The 17581-nt window shown below is 49.1% G+C and carries 14 protein-coding genes; 8 read left to right on the top strand and 6 right to left on the bottom strand.

From position 1 onward, the window contains the following. Positions 1-68: 68 nt before the first annotated feature. Positions 69-2384 (bottom strand): hybrid sensor histidine kinase/response regulator, encoded by a 2316-nt coding sequence (locus tag PSE6802_RS30045; RefSeq protein ID WP_019502337.1) that lies wholly within the window; start codon positions 2382-2384, stop codon positions 69-71. Beyond that, entirely contained in the window at positions 2381-3643 is a 1263-nt protein-coding gene (locus tag PSE6802_RS32230) for an ATP-binding response regulator (protein ID WP_019502336.1), read from the bottom strand. The genes PSE6802_RS30045 and PSE6802_RS32230 overlap by 4 nt, the downstream gene beginning before the upstream one ends. Positions 3644-4171: 528 nt before the next feature. Between PSE6802_RS32230 and PSE6802_RS30035 the strand changes: the two genes are divergently transcribed. Further along, on the top strand, positions 4172-4429 hold the full coding sequence (locus PSE6802_RS30035; RefSeq protein WP_019502335.1) for a DUF1816 domain-containing protein: 258 nt from the start codon (positions 4172-4174) through the stop codon (positions 4427-4429). Then, positions 4416-4793: an STAS domain-containing protein gene (locus PSE6802_RS31430; RefSeq protein WP_019502334.1), complete on the top strand. Its 378-nt coding sequence runs from the start codon at positions 4416-4418 to the stop codon at positions 4791-4793. The genes PSE6802_RS30035 and PSE6802_RS31430 overlap by 14 nt, the downstream gene beginning before the upstream one ends. A gap of 74 nt (positions 4794-4867) precedes the next feature. On the opposite strand, the gene PSE6802_RS0122725 is transcribed toward PSE6802_RS31430, so the two are convergent. Both PSE6802_RS0122725 and PSE6802_RS0122720 read right to left on the bottom strand, forming a co-directional pair. Beyond that, positions 4868-5659, bottom strand: coding sequence for a Uma2 family endonuclease (locus tag PSE6802_RS0122725; protein ID WP_019502333.1), 792 nt, complete (start codon positions 5657-5659; stop codon positions 4868-4870). A gap of 45 nt (positions 5660-5704) precedes the next feature. Then, positions 5705-7213 carry an AAA family ATPase gene (locus tag PSE6802_RS0122720; protein ID WP_019502332.1) on the bottom strand — a complete coding sequence of 503 codons (1509 nt, stop codon included), beginning with the start codon at positions 7211-7213 and terminating at the stop codon, positions 5705-5707. A gap of 84 nt (positions 7214-7297) precedes the next feature. Between PSE6802_RS0122720 and PSE6802_RS0122715 the strand changes: the two genes are divergently transcribed. Both PSE6802_RS0122715 and PSE6802_RS0122710 read left to right on the top strand, forming a co-directional pair. Next, positions 7298-8359 (top strand): hypothetical protein, encoded by a 1062-nt coding sequence (locus PSE6802_RS0122715; protein ID WP_019502331.1) that lies wholly within the window; start codon positions 7298-7300, stop codon positions 8357-8359. A gap of 6 nt (positions 8360-8365) precedes the next feature. Further along, positions 8366-9076, top strand: a complete 711-nt coding sequence (locus PSE6802_RS0122710; RefSeq protein WP_019502330.1) for a tetratricopeptide repeat protein — start codon at positions 8366-8368, stop codon at positions 9074-9076. A gap of 131 nt (positions 9077-9207) precedes the next feature. Here PSE6802_RS0122710 and PSE6802_RS0122705 read toward each other — a convergent pair whose 3' ends face one another. After that, positions 9208-10887 (bottom strand): NB-ARC domain-containing protein, encoded by a 1680-nt coding sequence (locus PSE6802_RS0122705; RefSeq protein ID WP_019502329.1) that lies wholly within the window; start codon positions 10885-10887, stop codon positions 9208-9210. 352 nt (positions 10888-11239) lie between these two features. Between PSE6802_RS0122705 and PSE6802_RS0122700 the strand changes: the two genes are divergently transcribed. From PSE6802_RS0122700 to PSE6802_RS0122685, 4 genes are all read left to right on the top strand, one after another. Beyond that, the gene (locus tag PSE6802_RS0122700) at positions 11240-12076 is read left to right on the top strand and encodes a sigma-70 family RNA polymerase sigma factor (protein WP_019502328.1); all 837 of its coding nucleotides are present in this window, start codon (positions 11240-11242) and stop codon (positions 12074-12076) included. Positions 12077-12210: 134 nt separating this feature from the next. Then, positions 12211-13620, top strand: a complete 1410-nt coding sequence (locus tag PSE6802_RS0122695; RefSeq protein WP_019502327.1) for a folate/biopterin family MFS transporter — start codon at positions 12211-12213, stop codon at positions 13618-13620. A gap of 234 nt (positions 13621-13854) precedes the next feature. Continuing rightward, the gene (locus PSE6802_RS30025) at positions 13855-15381 is read left to right on the top strand and encodes a histidine kinase dimerization/phosphoacceptor domain -containing protein (RefSeq protein ID WP_019502326.1); all 1527 of its coding nucleotides are present in this window, start codon (positions 13855-13857) and stop codon (positions 15379-15381) included. 4 nt (positions 15382-15385) lie between these two features. Next, entirely contained in the window at positions 15386-16552 is a 1167-nt protein-coding gene (locus tag PSE6802_RS0122685; protein WP_019502325.1) for a hybrid sensor histidine kinase/response regulator, read from the top strand. On the opposite strand, the gene pdxA is transcribed toward PSE6802_RS0122685, so the two are convergent. Beyond that, a complete protein-coding gene (gene pdxA, locus PSE6802_RS30020) occupies positions 16502-17554 on the bottom strand; it encodes a 4-hydroxythreonine-4-phosphate dehydrogenase PdxA (RefSeq protein ID WP_019502324.1) in 1053 nt (350 codons plus the stop codon). The two genes, PSE6802_RS0122685 and pdxA, sit on opposite strands and share 51 nt — an antisense overlap. Positions 17555-17581: the final 27 nt, after the last annotated feature.

Below are 17581 nucleotides of genomic sequence, written 5' to 3'. Positions count from 1 at the left end.
GGCAATTTTGTTTGTGTAGTCGCGACTTCCAATCGTCAGGCAATATTAGGGGTAATTAATAGGGAGCGTCAATGTTGGGAGATACTGTGTAAGAGTTCTATCGTGTTGAATGGTTTGGTCAATACGATCGCGATACCAAGGGTTTGCAAAGTTGGCCGATAGTTTCCCGCCAGTCCGCTCGTAGCGACGATCTTGACATGGGGATTTATCGCTTGCAGTGCCTGGATCGCATTGATACCATCCATTTCGGGCATCATCATGTCCATCAACACGGCGTGAATCTCATCCTGGCGATCGCGATAAATTTCAATCGCATCAGCGCCCCGACTAGCAGTAATAACCCGATAATTGTAAGCTTCTAAAATGACTTGAGCGGATTGAAGAATGGCATTCTCATCATCGACGATCAAAATCGATTCTCCGCGCCCTCGGGGCAACTCGGTTAGAGCCTCATAGGGGATTGCTTCCATTTCCACTAGGGCAGGTAGATATATCTTAAACTGGCTGCCCGTTCCTGGCTGGCTCTGCACCTCGATAAATCCACCATAGGCTTTGACAATGCCCAGGACACTGGCAAGTCCTAAGCCAGTGCCTTGCCCGAGCGCTTTGGTAGTAAAAAACGGCTCGAAGATGCGATCGCGCACCTCTGGGGGAATGCCGCTGCCCGTATCGGCAACAGTAATTAACACGTAGTTACCGACGCGAGCCTCCAGGTGCATTTGGGCAAAGAGTGCGTCAACGTGGAAATTTTCGGCAGACAGCGCGATCGCACCGCCATTGGGCATAGCATCGCGGGCGTTGACGCAGAGGTTCATCAAAACCTGATGCAAATAGGTGGGATCGACAGAAATTAGCTGAAGTTCTGGGTCGAGTGTGGATGCATGAATGGAAATCGATTTGGGAAACGTTTGTTGGGTAACGTCGATTACTTCCTGCAATATGGGTGCAATCTGGACGGGTTGTCGCTCTCCTCCGGTGCCTCTGGTAAAGGTCAGAATTTGTTTGATGATGCTTGCACCGCGTTTGGCACTTTCTTCTAAAACCTTTAGCATCTCTTGCGATTGTCGATCTAGCGTGGGTTGGCGCAATCGCAATAGTTGAGAGATCGACACGATGGGTGTGAGGACGTTGTTGAGATCGTGGGCGATGCCGCTTGCCAATGTACCCAAACTTTCCATGCGCTGAGCCTGATGGAACTGAGCTTCCAGACTTTTCTTTTCGGTGATGTCGGTATCAACGGTCAAAATCGCCTGCGGTTGACCTGCGACATCCCGCATTAATGTCCAACGCACTGCGACAGTAACCGCTTCCCCAGATTTGGTTATGTTGTGGATTTCACCCTGCCATTCTCCTGTTTCTGTCAGCCGTTGTAATATCACTGCGATAGTAGAGGTCGGGTCTTGGAGCAATAGATCGGCAAATTGCCCGATCGCCTCCTCAGCCGACCACCCATACAACCGCTCTGCCCCCCGGTTCCAGTAAATAATTCGGTTGTCTAAGTCGCGCACAAAAATCGCATCAGAGGTGATGTCTAACAGGGCGGCTTGTTCGCGGATTTTCTGTTCTGTCTGTTTGCGATCGGTAATGTCTGTAGAAATACCGCAGACGGCGTATGGGTTGCCATCGACATCGCGCAGGGGGAACTTGAGGGTAATATAGGTGTGCAGTCCATCTGGCTGAGGCACGACTTCTTCTACTTTGACGGGTCGATTGTCTTGAATGACTTGTTGGTTATTGGCAGCAAAATTATTAGCAGTTTCCGCCGGCCAGAATTCATAGATACTCTTGCCGATCGGGGCTTCTGGTGTCACAGACATAATTTCGGCATAACTGCGATTCACGAACAGATGTTGGTTTTGCCGATCGATCGCGTAGATAACCGCAGGTGAGTTATCGAGAATTGCTTGAAGCTGTTGTTGCGTTTCCCTGAGAGCGAGTTCGGCTTGTTTGCGATCGCTCAAATCGCGAAATAACCAGTACAAGCACGCGACCTGTCCCTGGCGAGTCTCGTTCCGAGAGGCTGCGCCAACGCGCTCTCCCGTCAGTGACAAAGAGACTGGGAAGGCAGCCTGCTTCTGCGGTTGCAAAGACAATTCCCAATCCTGCAATAAAATCTGGCTCCGCGATCGCTGGGGAGAACGTTTTGACGCTGGTTGGTTCGAGTGGGTAAGGTTATCTAGCTGGGCAGAGAGCGCGGGGCGATCGGATTCGGCCACAAAGGAAAGCAGGGATTTGCCTACCAACGAATTGCGCCGCACGTTCAGCAGGGCAGCAGCAGCCCCGTTTGCCACCTCAATCGTGCCTTTGACATCCGTTATCAAGCAGGCATCGGGGGCAAGCTCAAACCAGTTTTGGTAATGCTGTCGTTCCTCTGATGCGCTCATGCCGCAACCTCTTCCATCAACACGATTGCCCCTTGTCGCTCCCGAGCGACTCCGAGCGATATATAGATCCTAACCTGACATTGCATCGATCGCCCTCGGCGGTCGATCGCATCGAGCTTCAGGACATAGCGATCGGTTTGCCCGTTCAGGCAGGCCAGGATTGGCTCTCGCAACTGCGCCATCGGCAAGCCAATATCCAGATTAAATAAGGACTTTCCCCGCACCTCCTCAACCGACAGTCCCCAGAGGTTTTGCGCTTCCTGGTTCCAACTGATAATGCAACCCTGAGAATCGATCGCGACTATTCCTAAGCACAGGTCGGTCAAAATAGAGTTGAGGAGGGCATTCGACCGATCCAGGTTGCTGGCTGGCTGTTCCAGTCCGCCGCAAGAAGCTTGCAACTGCTGCCTTTCTTGAGCGATCGTTTCGTAGGCAATCTCCAAATCCCGATTTCTCTGACGCAGCACCTCCTGAGTCGATCGCAGTTCTTTTAAGGTGGCACGCAATTCTTCATTAACCGCATTCAATTCGGCAAGCTGGGGTGGGGTCAGGCGATCGGCAGTCTGTGCAACTGACGGGGACGAATAGAGCGGATTCAATATGTAACCCTGCCGATATTTGGTTTTGATGAAATCTTCAGGCGCGCCCAGGGAGAGCAATTTTTTGCGTAGCTCTTTAATGTGCACGCGAACTGCCTCTTCTCCAGGGGTTTCCAGCGAAGTCCAAACGTGTTCCAGAATGACATTGGGGTTGAATGCTTTCTGGGGATTGCGCAAAAACAATTCCAGAATGGCATACTCCTTGGGGGTGAGGGTCAGCAACCGCGTACCGTAGGCTACCTGACGAAGACTCGGATCGATGGACAGATCGCCAAAAGTTAAGATGGGTTGGCTGGTGCGATCGCCGCGACGCAACAACGCTTGCACTCGGGCAACCAATTCCTCAGAATCAAAGGGTTTGGTGACGTAATCATCGGCTCCCGCATTGAGGGCGCTGGCTTTTTGCCACCCCTCTCCCTGTCCTGTCAGTAACAGGATCGGACTCTGAAACCCCTTAGCCCGCAATTGTTTGCATAGGCTCACCCCATCCAACTTGGGCAGGATGACATCCAGCAAGATCAGGTCGTAGGCAAAGGCTTCCGCCATTTGCAATCCAGCCTCGCCATCGGCAGCAATATCCACCGCGTAGCTATAGGTTGAAAATAGAAATCGTAAACTTTGGGCAACAGCGAAATCGTCTTCTACAACCAGAATTTTCATTGGGGGTTTCGTCAAGCCAACTGCTTGCAACTTAAACGCAACTACAATCGAGCAATGGTACAGTTACTCTCAGAAGCGATCGCACCCAAAAGGCTTCCTCTAAAAGTATCGTAACGATGCCTGAGGATAAATTTACACTCCTATCATTAAATCCTGGCTATTTACTTCTATTTCACAGTTTCTTTACAACTCGATCGAGATAATAACCAATTAGAAGGAGGAACTTTTGTCCGCAATCCCCAAAAGTGCAGCAGAACTTCTGAGACTTCCTTTTCTAGATCCTTTGTTCTGATAACGATGTCATCATGAGCCAGTGCCCTTGCTGTTCCTATCCAATGCTCCAACAGTTTCGAGATCGTCAAATGCATTGGTTTTGTCGTCACTGTTGGTCGGGAATGTCTAATTGGTCAGAAATACCTCCTAAAGAAGAAACCAGAGACTTTATCCCGCGAGCTTCCAGGTTCCTTTTAAAGAGAGGCTGAAATTCTCAGTGTATTTATATTTAGAGTGTTCAGGAGAATCTATTTTATGAACGCGATCGCAACTGGCATCAAAAAACTATTCATCAACTTACCTGATTTTGGCGTGGGCGATTGGTGGGTAGAAGTTACGACATCCAGCCCTCAATGCGTTTATTACTTTGGCCCTTTTCTCAATTTTATCGAAGCATCCAATCTGTGTCCCGCTTATGTTGAGGATTTAGTCGCTGAAGGTGCCCAAAACATTACAACTGCGATTAAACGCTGTTACCCAGCCGAGCTAACCAAATTTTATGAAGACAATTAGGATAGGGCAATCGACTCCATCACGCCAGCTAAAACGCGCTGCGATCGCCGAGCTAAGGCTTTCCGGCATATTCGATCTAAGTTGCGACAGTCTTATCAATCGCGTAGCCACAGAAGCTATTAGAGATAAAGTAGGGACTTTATTGCTCAACATGCATGGTGTAGGATTCATGGACAGCCAGGGGCTAAGAGTTCTGGTTTGCTTGCTCAAAAAGTTAAAGCCCCACGGCATTGAAGTTGCATTGTGCGCGCTCAGTCCACAAGTTAAGGTTTTATTTGAAATCACATCTATGGATCGACTGTTTGATATTTACGACAGCCGCGAAGCGCTACTCCCAGCTAAGAAAGAAGTTCCATTAGCCTGAGGTGGGCAGCGCCCGCATATCCCCGACGATAATTATTGTCTGGGGAGCGATTGGCTCCGCCACGCAAGCTAACTCTAAATTTCATCAGGATTAACACCTATAGATCTCAGATATGCTGCTAGTCTTTCCTTTTCCTGATGCTCTTGCACAGCGATCGCCTCGGCCTGCTCGGCTCGTTCATCACCCGTCAGAAGCAAATTGCCATCTGCGTCCCACCACCGCAGCCACGGAATCGGAGGGTTTTCTGGCCCTGGGAGGATACCTAACTCCACTCCCAAAGGAGTAATAGGATAATGTCCGCGATCGTTGGGTGGCATCTGCTGATAGCGTCCACCCGCGAGGCGATATACCTCAACCGCAGCCTTACTCACTTCGTAAATCGCATAGAAAGGAATGCGCACTGCTTGTTCGTAGACCCAAAACTTTCCTGCTTTTTGGGTTTCACTCGGTGGAGTGGTATTTCTCTCCTCCGAACCATCGCCAGATACGAACTCGATCGCAATTAAAGGAGCAACTATCTCTTTCCACATCACATAGGAGCGGCGATATTCCCCATTCAAAAGCGGTTCCACGTTAGGGACATAGAACCAATCAGGAGCCTCCGCTCCTCTTTCGGCTGGTTGGGTGATGCGCCAATAAATACCGCTATCTTGCCCAATACAATAACGCCCGTCGGGATGTAGTTTCTCTAAAACGGGTTTGATGGAACTGGTTAAGATAATGCTCTGGGGGTGTTCCTGAAAATTTTTCACAAAAGTTCCATCGGATTCTGGCAGTTGCGTATGGTCGGGTAAGTCGATATCGGTGTCGATCGCAGGTGGAGATGTGGGAGCAGTAGGCTCAATGAGGGTTTGAATGCTTTCCATAGTAACTCCCAGAGATACGTTGGTTTTACTTTAACATAGCACTCATTACTCCATAGATTTCATGCGAGCGTTGAGTATCCCCTGACGCGAGGCCAGGCGGGCTTTACCTGAGGTTGCCCATTCCTGCAAAAACTGAATCTCAGCTTGGGCAGTTTGAGCCAACGGCACGATCTGGCTGGCTGCTTCCAAAATATCATCGGTGGTAAAGTCGCGATCCTGACTGAAGCCTATGTGCATGGCTTCGATAATTGCCTGTTCGATCTCAGCACCAGAAAAGTCCGGCGTTTCGTAGGCGAGGCGATCGATGTCGTAGGCTCGCAGGTTGTGGGGACGGAACTTACCCAGATGGACGTTAAAGATTTGCTGGCGCTCCATTTGATTGGGCAGTCCGACGAAAAACACCTCATCAAATCGCCCTTTCCGCAGCAGTTCCGGCGGTAGCTGGCGAATATTGTTAGCCGTTGCCACGATAAACACGGGGGAAGTTTTTTCTGCCATCCAGGTTAGGAACGTGCCGAACACGCGACTGGTCGTACCGGAGTCGCCCCGGCTATCGGCACCAGAAAAGGCTTTGTCAATTTCATCAATCCACAACACGCAAGGAGCTAAAGCTTCGGCAAGCTGGATCATCTGACGGGTGCGCGACTCGCTCTCACCCACGAGTCCAGCAAACAACCGCCCTACATCCAACCTCAGCAGCGGCAGGTGCCAGTGGTGCGAAATTGCTTTGGCAGTTAGCGATTTACCCGTGCCCTGAATGCCTGCCAACAGCAAGCCCCTGGGATGAGGCAGTCCATATTGTCGCGCTCGCTCCGAAAAACTACCGCCGCGCCGCAACAGCCACTCCTTCAGATTATCCAAACCACCAATGTCGCTAATTTCCGTGGCGGAAGGGTAAAAATCTAAAATTTGGGTTTGTCTTATGCTTTGACGCTTCTCCTCTAAAATTAAATCCACATCATCGGCACGTAAATACCCATTTTCAGCGATCGCTTTTGCCAATACCCGTCGCAGGCGATCTAAGGATAACCCCTGACTGGATGTGACTAATTCATCAAGGGCACTAGATTCTAGCTGCGCCTTATCTTGCGCGCTAGCCAGCATTTGCTGAATTTCTTGCCGAATTTCTGCGGTTTCTGGCAGCGGAAATTCCAGAATGGTAATTACTTCACCAAGCCGATCGGGGATATTAACCTGCGATGCCAATATAATAATGTTTTGTGGCTCGCTCTTCAGTCGTCTTGCCAAATTTCTGAGCTTGCGCGCGATCGCGACATCATCTAGAAAGCGATCGAAGTCGCGCAGGATGAATACGGCACCCTGAGCCACTTTTTCAACTAATTCTAAAGCCTGAAGGGGGTTGCGCTTACCCACTCCCGCATCAGTGGGATTGCCCTGATACCCATCCACAAAATCCCAAATGTATACACCGCGACTTAGAGATTTGGCGATCGTGGTAATTACTGCTTCGGCTCGTTCTTCTTCATGCGAAGGGATGTAAACTATAGGATAACGAGCGCGGAGAGTGAGACTTAACTCTGCTTCAAAGCTCATGTAGATAACGTGTAATAAAATTTGCAACTCGGGTATTATAAACCCGCACCGGAATGTAGCCAATATTGGGCGTGCAGGTTAGAGATGAAAACAGTAAGGTTAAACCTCGAAGATCGACAGTCGTGGCAGAAATTTCAACACGTTCTGACCAGTTTTGCTTCAGACTACATTGACTTAGTCGCCGCCGAGCAAACTGCATTTAAGTTCGAACAACAAAACCTGTCACTTGCTTTTACCCTGATTGCCGTACCACCAGACCAGGAACGCGCTAACTATTTCACCAGAAACCTGGAAAGTTTTCTGAAGCGCCTGCAACTGGTTGGAGTGCGGCAAATCGAGCTAGATTTCTTTGCGATCGGCGAATCTGTCCCTACACTCAACCACAAATTTGAAGTTACATTTATTCCACCCACACCGGATGACAGCGCGATCGCGAGTCCTAGCACCGTCCAATTAGCTCCTGCTGCTAAGGGTGGCGGACTGTTTCGCGCTTTGCGTTCTGCGCTTACCAGTCCCGAACTGGCGCAAAATTTACGCAGTACTGGGAAGTTAGCCGCTCGCGATCCCAAACGCCTCTTAATTGGGGCAAAAGATGCGATCGTACTCAAAGGCAGCGAAGCGCTAGCCTGGGTAGATACGTTTCCCTGGGAGACATGGTTTCAAGCAAAACTGGAATGGCAAAAACGCAGGCATAAACGCAACTTAGTTAAGGCGATTATTGAAGATGTCATCTTTGGCTTATTTTTGATTGCGGCACTATGGCTTGCCACTGACTTCTTATCGGGGCCGACGCTGAATTTAGCGCAGATTCCAGCTCAGCATTATGACTCCAGATTTGCTAACCCCAAATACAGATGCGGTAATCCTGGTATATCGATGAAAAACTATGTCTGCTTGACGCATGGCATGTCCTATGCCCAAGTCACCAGTATTTTGGGCGGTGATGGCAAGCCATTGGGTATATCTCGTCCGTTTAGCAATTCTACGGTTTTAGCGAGTTGGCAGAAGGGCGACGACGTGCAAAACCTGGTTAACAATCAAAATTTGGCAGTAGTTATCAGTTGGCAGAGCGGTGATGTTAGCATGAATGCTACCTTTAGAAATGACAAGTTAGTTGCTAAAGCAATTAATAAGTACTCTTCATAAGCATTCGTGACCTCTTATCCAAAATTTAGGCGTAATTCAGTCAGTACGTTGATACTGATAGCTGGTCTAGCGATCGCTAGGCCAGTTTTTGCTGCTAGCCCTAATTCCGCCAGCCAGTATCGCCAACAAGGCTTGGCATATCGCCAGCAGGAACGCTTTCCCGAGGCGATCGCTGCATTTGAAAAGGCGGCAGAGCTAGCACCTAAAGATGTTTCAGCCAGGATCTTGCTGGGATGGACGCAACATCTAGCAGGTCAAGAATCTGAAGCAGCGCGATCGCTCTGGAGTGCGATATATCTAGATCCGTTCTCCGTCCAAGCATTTAACGCACTGGGCATCGTCTACCTGGTGCAGGGCGAACTGCCTCCAGCCATTACCAGTCACACTTGGGCAGCTTTGCTCAAGCCCGATAATGAAATTGCCTATTACAACCTCAGCCTGGCGTACCATCGCCAAAAGCTACATACCGTAGCGATCGCCAACGCCAAGCGCGCTGCCCAACTAGAACCAGGCAATCCCCATCCGCTCGTGGCTGAGGCGATCGCGCACTGGGACAACGGCGATCGTAATGCTGCCATTCAATCTTTTCGCAGTGCTGTTAGCATCGACAGCAGATATGGCGATGCCAACTTTCTCGATTATTTAAAAGAGGCAGGCTTCAGCACCGAACAAATTCAAACTTCTAAGCAGGTGTTACTTCAGGGTGCTGGCGAATAAATTCGCGCCTACACAAACAAAGTCTGCCTACGCAGACTATAGCGGTTTTCAATTGAGAACGGGTTTTATTTTTGGGGTGAAGGGGTTCCACCCCTTCACCCCGTCCTAAGCCTATTGGCTATAGCTATAGCTCATACCCACAAACCTAATAGAGTGAGGTTTGCTTCCATGTAGTCGAGGCTATCTGCGATATCCGATAGGGTTGCAGATTTACTTTGATGACAGGCAGCCAGTTGCTCGTTGAGTAAATCTGTAGACTTGCCGACTTGTCTCAACGTTACGCCCAATCTATCTTTGATAGGTTTCAAGACCAGACGGATCTGTACGGCGCGAATCGTGTCAGATGCTTTATCTTCCACCAGGGCGTGGCGGCTGAGGAGATTTAATTTGCTCAGGCTCGAACTTTTGACGATCTCATCAACTTCCTTACATGCTTCCTCTACAAACTTTTTATTCACGTATTTCATGACTACTGGTTCCAGGACAAACATCACCGTTCCCTTATCGATCGCTTGCTCGATTAGCGATCGCCAGCGTAGCGACTCCAGGGCATCGATCAGTTCCGAGACAGAGTCGTGCAATCGCATGTCCTCGCGCAATTCGGATAGAGAGACAGGACGGCGTTTTAAGGCTAACCAATAGAGGACATCTTTTTCCAGTTCGGAGAGACGCTCAAACTGTTGGTATAAAAGATTGCGCAGGATATCCCCGAGAGCTAGGGTCGTTTGCTTGAGAAAGTCGGAAACATTGCCATTAAATAGCTCGCGGATCGTAGTTGCCACAATGCGCAGTGCGGATGGATTCCCTCGGTATTGTTGGATTAGATCCTCCAATCCACCTTCGGAACCTGTAAATCCCCTTGCTGTGAGAAGGCTGCGGGCGGCTTGCCGATCCATACCACCTAATTTAAGCGATCGCACGGGGGAATCCTCGCCCTGAAGTACGGCAATTTCCTTTGGTTGCTCGCGACTGATGACGATCGCGCAACTTTGATGGCGCTCGCCGCCCAATCTTTCTAGCAGTTCTGCATAGGCTTCATAGCCGGGACGGTACGGTCCCACCAACTCGCCGTCGCGCATGATGGTTTCGTAGTCATCCAGCACGATCAGGCAACGGTGTTTTTTGCAAGTGTCGATTAAATAGGATAGGGTAAAATCTGCCTCTTTACCGTCGCTAATAAACCGCAGAATATCTGATAAAAATGGCTGGATGGGCTGGGCATTTCGCAGCGATCGCCAGATTAAATACTCAAACTTCCTGTGAATTTTTTCGACTAACTTTACAGACAAAGCGGTTTTGCCAATCCCACCCATCCCCCATATTGCGGTGACGCGGCAATTGTCGCGCAAGATCCAGTTTTCCAGGTTGGTTAGTTCCGCCGTCCGACCAAAGAATACGGGTACTTCAGGAGCTTCGCCCCAGTCTGCCATATTGCGAGGTCTACCTTGGGTAATTGGTTCCGCGCCAGGTACGGAGCGATCGACTTGCTGCACGACCCTATAGCCCTTTGCCTCCAGCCATTCACTAATCTTTTCCCACCTTAAAGTATTGGGGGGCTGTTCCGTTAGATCCTCAATATAGCGATACAGACCTTTATTAAGCTCTACTCTGATCGCGCCTGATGTCCAGGCAAGTTTAAATGCTAACTGTCCCGGTCGATAACGACACAGCAACCCCCGCAAGCAGGCTTTTTCAAAAGGCTTGAGGGGCTTGATGCTGACTGCCTCTAGATCTGCATACAGCCTGTCTAAGTCCCAGGTTTGTGCTGCTTCAGGGAATAAGCGATCGAAATTTTCGGAAGAGGACACCATCTTAATTAAGTATGGTTTGGGCTAGATTGCCAAAGGTTACATTCACAGAAACACAACCTAACATATTTACCTAACAAACTGTTAGGTGTCGCTTTACTGCAAGCAACAGAAATCCTAACATGCCGCTAGGTGACCCAGATCTAGCCATTAGTTTAACCTGATTGTTGAGAGATAGCGGCTTGTTATTGAGTTTGATAAAGAGAGAAGACATTTCAGCTTTAGGTGGGTATCCTCACATTAAATTGCTCTCATAGCTACAAACTCATTGGCAGCCATTGATGGCTTAAGCAGAAATGCTGCGACTAATGAATTTATGACTGAAAAGTATTGAATAAAATAAGGAACAAAATTAATGAACCATTTAGCAGGGGGAACTTTAGAGACTTCAAGATCGACGGCTGGGATTACGCAATTCTCTAAATATAAAGAATTCTCGCAGGAAGACAAGAGCACAACGCTAGAATTGCTAAAAGCATATCGCCAGCAGCCATCATCTAAGGTACGAGCCCAACTGGTACGCCTCAACATTGGGTTAGTCAAGAAAGAGGTGAGTTATTGGGTTAACCAGAGTTCGGAATCCTACGAAGATTTACTCCAGGTTGGTTCTATTGGTCTCATTGGCGCGATCGATAGATTTGAGGTAGATCGCGGTTATGCATTTAGCTCTTTTGCCACGCGCTACATTCGTGGTGAAATCCAGCACTATCTACGCGATAAAAGCTCGACTTTGAGAATGCCCCGTCGCTGGCAAGAGCTATACGAACAAGGCTGCCGCGCCAGCCGCCTACTACGAGTCGAACTAAACCGCGAGCCATCCGATCGCGAAATTGCCAATTTTCTAGAAATTACTATGTCGGAGTGGCAGGAAATTAAGCTAGCCCACTATAACCGCTCCCCCATCAGCCTGGATGCCCCTGTGCGCAATGGTGAAGAAGACTCAATTTGCCTTGCCGACCTGGTCGGCGATCCGCGATCGCAAACGCAAAACAACCGCGATGAAATCATCAGACTGCAACAAGCTTTCAGCTACCTGGAGCAGCGCACTCGCGAAATTATGGAATTCGTTTTCATTGAAGACTTGACTCAAAGAGAAGTCGCCAAAATGCTAGGAGTCAGCGCCGTAACTATTTCCAGACAAGTGAAAAAGGGTTTATCAACCCTTAAGTATGTAATGGCAACCGCTGCCTAGCAAATCTTACAATCCGAGGAAGCGAACGGGGCGTTAAATCTATGATTTAACGCCCCGTTCGCCGATAGCTATTTGTAGATTTTTAAAATACAGTTAAGATAGATTGCAGTTGTTGATATTTCTTAATCATTACTGTGTTCAGCCACTCAGATTGGGTAAATAAGTCTAAAAATTTTCGGTTCGATCTCGAACTAGGCGCGATCGCCCTGGTTTATTTTGTGCAGGGAGCGCTAGGACTGGCCCATCTGGCTGTCAGCTTTTTTCTAAAGGATCGCCTCGGTCTTAGTCCCGCTGAAGTAGCCTCCCTAGTCGGGATTGCCATGCTACCCTGGACGGTAAAACCTCTCTACGGCATGATTTCGGATAGCTTCCCCATCGGAGGCTATAGGCGCAGACCCTATTTAGTGCTGTCGAGCCTCTTAGGTTCGATCGCCTGGTTATGCATGGCAATGGTGGTGGAAACTCCCCTAGCTGCCACGATCGCGATTGGGTTGGCTTCTCTATCCGTTGCTTGCTCCGATGCCATCACCGATGCTCTAGTCGTCCAAAGGGCGCGTTCGGAGTCAGAAGGTGATGCTGGCTCTCTGCAGTCATTCAGTTGGGCAGCCGTTTCGGTGGGTGCAATTTCCTCAGCCTATTTTGGTGGCTTTGTGCTGGAGCGGTGGGGTACGCAAGTAGTATTCGAGATTACAGCCGCCTTGCCTTTGTTAGTAGCAATCGCCGCCTTCGCGATCGCCGATCTATCTGCAAAATCTGAAAATAGCGCGATCGACAGCACTCAGCCGAATATCGGACACCAATGGCACCAACTGCGCCAGGCGTTTACCAGCAAGCAAATCTGGCTGCCAGCCGCTTTTATTTTTCTCTGGCAAGCCACCCCTTCGGCTGACACGGCGTTCTTTTTCTTCACGACCAACGAACTGGGGTTTAATCCAGAATTTTTAGGTACGGTACGCTTGGCAACTAGCCTGGCAGGATTGGTCGGTGTATGGATCTTCCAGCGCTACCTCAAATCCGTACCGATGCGTCGCATATTTCTGTGGACTACGCTTATTTCCACTATCTTGGGACTGACTAGTTTAATCCTGATCACCCATACTAACCGCAGTCTTGGCATTGACGATCGCTGGTTTAGCTTGGGGGATAGCCTCATCCTCACAGTAGCGGGACGAATTGCGTACATGCCCGTCCTGGTGCTTGCGGCTCGTCTTTGTCCAGAGGGAATTGAAGCTACTTTATTTGCACTTTTGATGTCCGTAATGAACGTAGCGGGATTGTGTTCGTACCAGCTAGGTGCGGGACTCACGCACTGGTTGGGCGTGACGGACGTTAACTTTGCTAACCTATGGATTTTAGTACTGATTACCAACCTGAGTAACCTCGTACCTTTACCGCTCTTGGGTTGGCTGCCCGAACAAACGGCAGTAACGGCTGCCCGCGAGCCTCAATTGAGTTTAACGGAAGCATCAAATACAGAAGTTCCCCGTGTCGAAACTGTTGCCGTAACGATACCAGTCCGTCAAACAGAAAAGCTTACTCAGTAATTGCACCATCCGCATGGCAGGCTAAAAGCCTGCGAGGGAAAGATACCCACCTTATACCAATTCTTCAAAATTGAACTACATATCAATCTAAGTACGGGCGAACGGCCGTTCGCCCCTCCAGTAATCTGTAATTTCACTTTAGAGAATTGGTATTACCGTGCCGAATTTTCAAAATTGATTTGGGTATACTCAATATTAAATGTAAGTTCGTCAAAGCAGGGCTAGATTAGCAAGATGCTGGATGCCATTGACTATCAGCCTCCGATTGTTAGCGCTCGAGCTACCCTTCGAGAGGCGATCGCAAAAATTGCGCAATCTAATTATGACTACGCCCTGGTTATGGACTGCGAAAATATTAGGGGTATTCTCACAGCAAAAGAAGCACTAAGGGTGTTTGTCCAACCGTCGTGTGAATCTAACGTCCTGGAGACCGCCCTGGAGACCAGGGTTGCAGATTGCCTCCCACCTTCAACCATCCGGGTCAGCCAAAGCGAGTTAAGCGATCCTTATCACCTGCTGGATCTATTTCATCGCCATCGCTTGCAATATTTACCAGTTGTAGATCCTGGGAATCTACCGATCGGCGCGATCTCCGAGCAAAGAGTGATGCGATCGCTGCTTGCAGCTACCAACAACCACGATCGCTCAAATGATGCCGTTGAGTTTAAAGCGATCGATCCCCAGCACCGAGCTATAGCTATGCGGCAAGAGGCAGAAACCGCACTACAGGAAAGCGAGGCACGATTGCAGGATATTATCGATAATGCCCCGGCTGCGATCTACCTCAAAGATCTACAAGGTCGATATATATTAATCAATCGCAAATTCCAAATTCTCTTTCATCTCACTAGAGAAGAAGTTTTAGGAAAAACCGATCGCGATATCTTTCCTAAAGATCTAGCAGATCGATTGTGGGAGCACGATCGGCAGGTAATTGCGGAAGAGTTGCCCAAGGAATTTGAAGAAACAATCTCCCAGCCAGAAGGCGATCGAACCCTTCTTTCAATCGAGTTTCCACTCCACAATACTGCCGATCGATTCTACGCAGTTTGCGGCATTTCTACTGATATCTCGGATCGCAAGCGAGCGGAGCAACTGGTTGCGACATCATTAGAAGAGAAGGAGGTACTGCTCAAAGAAATTCACCACCGCGTCAAAAATAACATGCACGTCATCTCTAACCTGTTAGATCTGCAAACTCAGTACATTGATGATGCTAGAACGATCGACCTATTTACAGACAGTCAAAATCGGATTAATTCGATGGCATTGATTCACGAACAACTCTATCAATCGGCAAATCTAGGTGCGATCGGGTTCGATCGCTATCTCAAGGATTTAGTAGATAACTTATTGGCATCCTACAGTTTCTATCCTCAATCCGTCCAGGTGCAATTAGATTTAGAGCCGGTAACGGTTAACATCGAAACTGCCATGCCCTGCGGGTTAATCGTAAACGAACTGGTTTCCAATTCGTTAAAATATGCTTTCCCGCCTGAGTATCCTGGTATCCTGCGCTTGCAACTACACGTTCGTTCTGACTCTAAAGAACAGTTAAAAGATCGCGAATTTGTGCTGGCCGTAGGAGATAATGGCGTAGGGATTTGTAAAAGTATTAATTGGCAAAACACTAACTCGCTGGGGTTAAGGTTGGTGCGCATGCTAACTCGCCAATTAGAGGGGAAAATCGAGCTAGACCTGAAAGAAGGTACTCTATTCAAGTTGACTTTTACAGAGTTACAGTACAAAGAGAGGCTATAAACCTATGCCGCAGGCAAAGATTCTCATTGTAGAGGATGAGGCGATCGCTGCTGAGAATATTGCAGGACGCTTGCGCCAACAAGGCTACGATGTAGTTGGCATAGTTGATTCTGGGGCAGAGGCGATTAAAGAAGCCAGTAACGTCAAGCCCGATCTCATCTTGATGGATATTATGCTGAAGGGGGAGATCGATGGTGTGGCAGCGGCGGTAGAAATATCCAGGCAATCGCCGACTGCCGTGGTGTTTATGACAGCGTTTGGGGATGAAAGTACCTTGCAACGCGCTAAAGTTGCCGAACCATTTGGCTATTTGATCAAACCGTTTAAGTCCCACGAATTAAGAGCGACGATAGAAATTGCGCTGCGCAAGCAAGAGGCAGACCTGCGCCTGCAGGCAGCCCTCGAAAAGGAGGCACAACTGCGCCATCAGGTCGAGTCGCTAAATAACCTCAAATCAGAATTTGTGTCGGTACTTTCCCACGAGTTCCGCACGCCGCTTTCTAGCATCTACCTATCTACCGATCTGCTGGAAAGTCAAGGTTACAAGCTATCTGACGAAAAAAAGAGCAAGCGCTACGCGCATATCCGCAGAGCGATCGCGCGCATGACAAAGCTACTCGATGACATTACCTCCATTAGTAAATCCGAGCTAGGTAAACTAGAACCTAAGCCAACCTCTTTCCAGCTAGGAAAATTTTGTGCGGATCTGATTGACGAATTTCGCCAGGAATATAGCAGCTATGAAATCGGCTTCCTGGATCGCAGCAACAATCGCAACGCCTACCTGGATGAAAAATTACTGTATCAGATCCTGCATAACCTCCTCTCCAACGCAATTAAATATTCCCCAGTTGGTGGCGCAGTCAACCTGCACCTCACATGTATGCCGCTGGAGGATGCCAGTCAGTTAGCAGGGCAAAACCTACCTTTTAGCACCGATGCTGCCGTTTTTAGCGTGCAGGATTGGGGTATCGGCATACCCAGCCATGCTCAAACAAGAATATTCGATGCTTTTTTCCGCGCTGAAAATGTCGATACCATTCCAGGCGATGGTTTAGGGCTGGCGATCGTGAAAAATTACGCGGACATTTTGGGAGGAGTGGTTTTGGTGGAGAGCGAGTTAGGAGTTGGTTCCACTTTTACGGTCGTGCTGCCACTTGGTAGTAGTTAGCTCTGCAGCAAGCGCGATCGCGGCCTCTAAACTGGCTGAGCTGGCTATGCCGCGCCCGGCGATGTCAAAGGCGGTACCGCGATCGGGAGAGGTACGCACGAAGGGTAAGCCAATGGTTGTATTGACAGCCTGTTCAAATGCCAGCAGCTTTACCGGAATTAACCCCTGATCGTGGTACATGGCAAGGTAGGCATCATGACCCAGGTTCGCCTGGGCTGGATCGTGCCAAGCTAAGCCCGGGTTAATCCACATCGTATCCGGCGGTATGGGGCCGTCTACACGCACGTTTGGATGCTTAGCTTGCCAATCTTGCAATAGCGGCACCAGCCAATCCCGCTCTTCTCGCCCCAACTGCCCCTGCTCGCCGCTGTGGGGATTTAGTCCGGCAACCGCTACTCTAGCAGCCGACAAGTTGAAGTCATCCTGAAGCGATCGCCACAGCAGATCGAGTTTGCGCTCTACTAGCTCTGGGGTCAGGACTTTCGGGACATCTGCGAGGGGAATATGCACGGTTGCTAGCAAAGTGCGTAACAGCCAGCCCGAATAGGGCGACTTACCTACAAACAACATACCAAACTGCGACTCGTCGCAACGCTGGGCAAGCAACTCAGTTTGACCGGGAAAATCGTGCCCTGCAAGTTTCCATGCCGATTTAGCAATTGGTGACGTGACAATGGCATCGAACTCGCCTGCCAAGGTGCGGGCGATCGCCGTATCTAAATAAACAAAACTTGCCTCCCCGCTAGCCGCATTGCCGTGTCCCCAACTAATTTCCAGGTTAGTTTTAGTGTCTAAAATTTCAAAACTGTCAGGGTCGGCCAATTCCTCAGAAAACGGGCGCAGTCGTGAATATGCTAACCTTACTTGACGACTATCTCCGACAACGGTTATCTTAGCTGAAACCTGAGAATGTTTTAAGTTAGCTAGAGCCTTCAAAACTATCTCGGGACCAATTCCCGCTGGATCTCCTAAGGTCAATGCTAGTCTGGGGCGTTGGTTCATAATTTAAAGATTTTATTTTGGGTCGAT

Origin of the sequence: Pseudanabaena sp. PCC 6802, from assembly GCF_000332175.1 — a bacterium.
In the GTDB taxonomy this organism is placed as follows: domain Bacteria; phylum Cyanobacteriota; class Cyanobacteriia; order Pseudanabaenales; family Pseudanabaenaceae; genus PCC-6802.
The sequence above is the reverse complement of the archived record's forward strand: the minus strand, read 5'-3'. Positions and strand labels throughout refer to the sequence as shown.

What these genes read in the sequence shown, in the direction of transcription:
- PSE6802_RS30045 (WP_019502337.1), bottom strand. Translation starts at nt 2,384, where the DNA reads ATGAGCGCATCAGAGGAACGACAGCATTACCAAAACTGGTTTGAGCTT.
- PSE6802_RS32230 (WP_019502336.1), bottom strand. Translation starts at nt 3,643, where the DNA reads ATGAAAATTCTGGTTGTAGAAGACGATTTCGCTGTTGCCCAAAGTTTA.
- PSE6802_RS30035 (WP_019502335.1), top strand. Translation starts at nt 4,172, where the DNA reads ATGAACGCGATCGCAACTGGCATCAAAAAACTATTCATCAACTTACCT.
- PSE6802_RS31430 (WP_019502334.1), top strand. Translation starts at nt 4,416, where the DNA reads ATGAAGACAATTAGGATAGGGCAATCGACTCCATCACGCCAGCTAAAA.
- PSE6802_RS0122725 (WP_019502333.1), bottom strand. Translation starts at nt 5,659, where the DNA reads ATGGAAAGCATTCAAACCCTCATTGAGCCTACTGCTCCCACATCTCCA.
- PSE6802_RS0122720 (WP_019502332.1), bottom strand. Translation starts at nt 7,213, where the DNA reads ATGAGCTTTGAAGCAGAGTTAAGTCTCACTCTCCGCGCTCGTTATCCT.
- PSE6802_RS0122715 (WP_019502331.1), top strand. Translation starts at nt 7,298, where the DNA reads ATGAAAACAGTAAGGTTAAACCTCGAAGATCGACAGTCGTGGCAGAAA.
- PSE6802_RS0122705 (WP_019502329.1), bottom strand. Translation starts at nt 10,887, where the DNA reads ATGGTGTCCTCTTCCGAAAATTTCGATCGCTTATTCCCTGAAGCAGCA.
- PSE6802_RS0122700 (WP_019502328.1), top strand. Translation starts at nt 11,240, where the DNA reads ATGAACCATTTAGCAGGGGGAACTTTAGAGACTTCAAGATCGACGGCT.
- PSE6802_RS30025 (WP_019502326.1), top strand. Translation starts at nt 13,855, where the DNA reads ATGCTGGATGCCATTGACTATCAGCCTCCGATTGTTAGCGCTCGAGCT.
- PSE6802_RS0122685 (WP_019502325.1), top strand. Translation starts at nt 15,386, where the DNA reads ATGCCGCAGGCAAAGATTCTCATTGTAGAGGATGAGGCGATCGCTGCT.
- pdxA (WP_019502324.1), bottom strand. Translation starts at nt 17,554, where the DNA reads ATGAACCAACGCCCCAGACTAGCATTGACCTTAGGAGATCCAGCGGGA.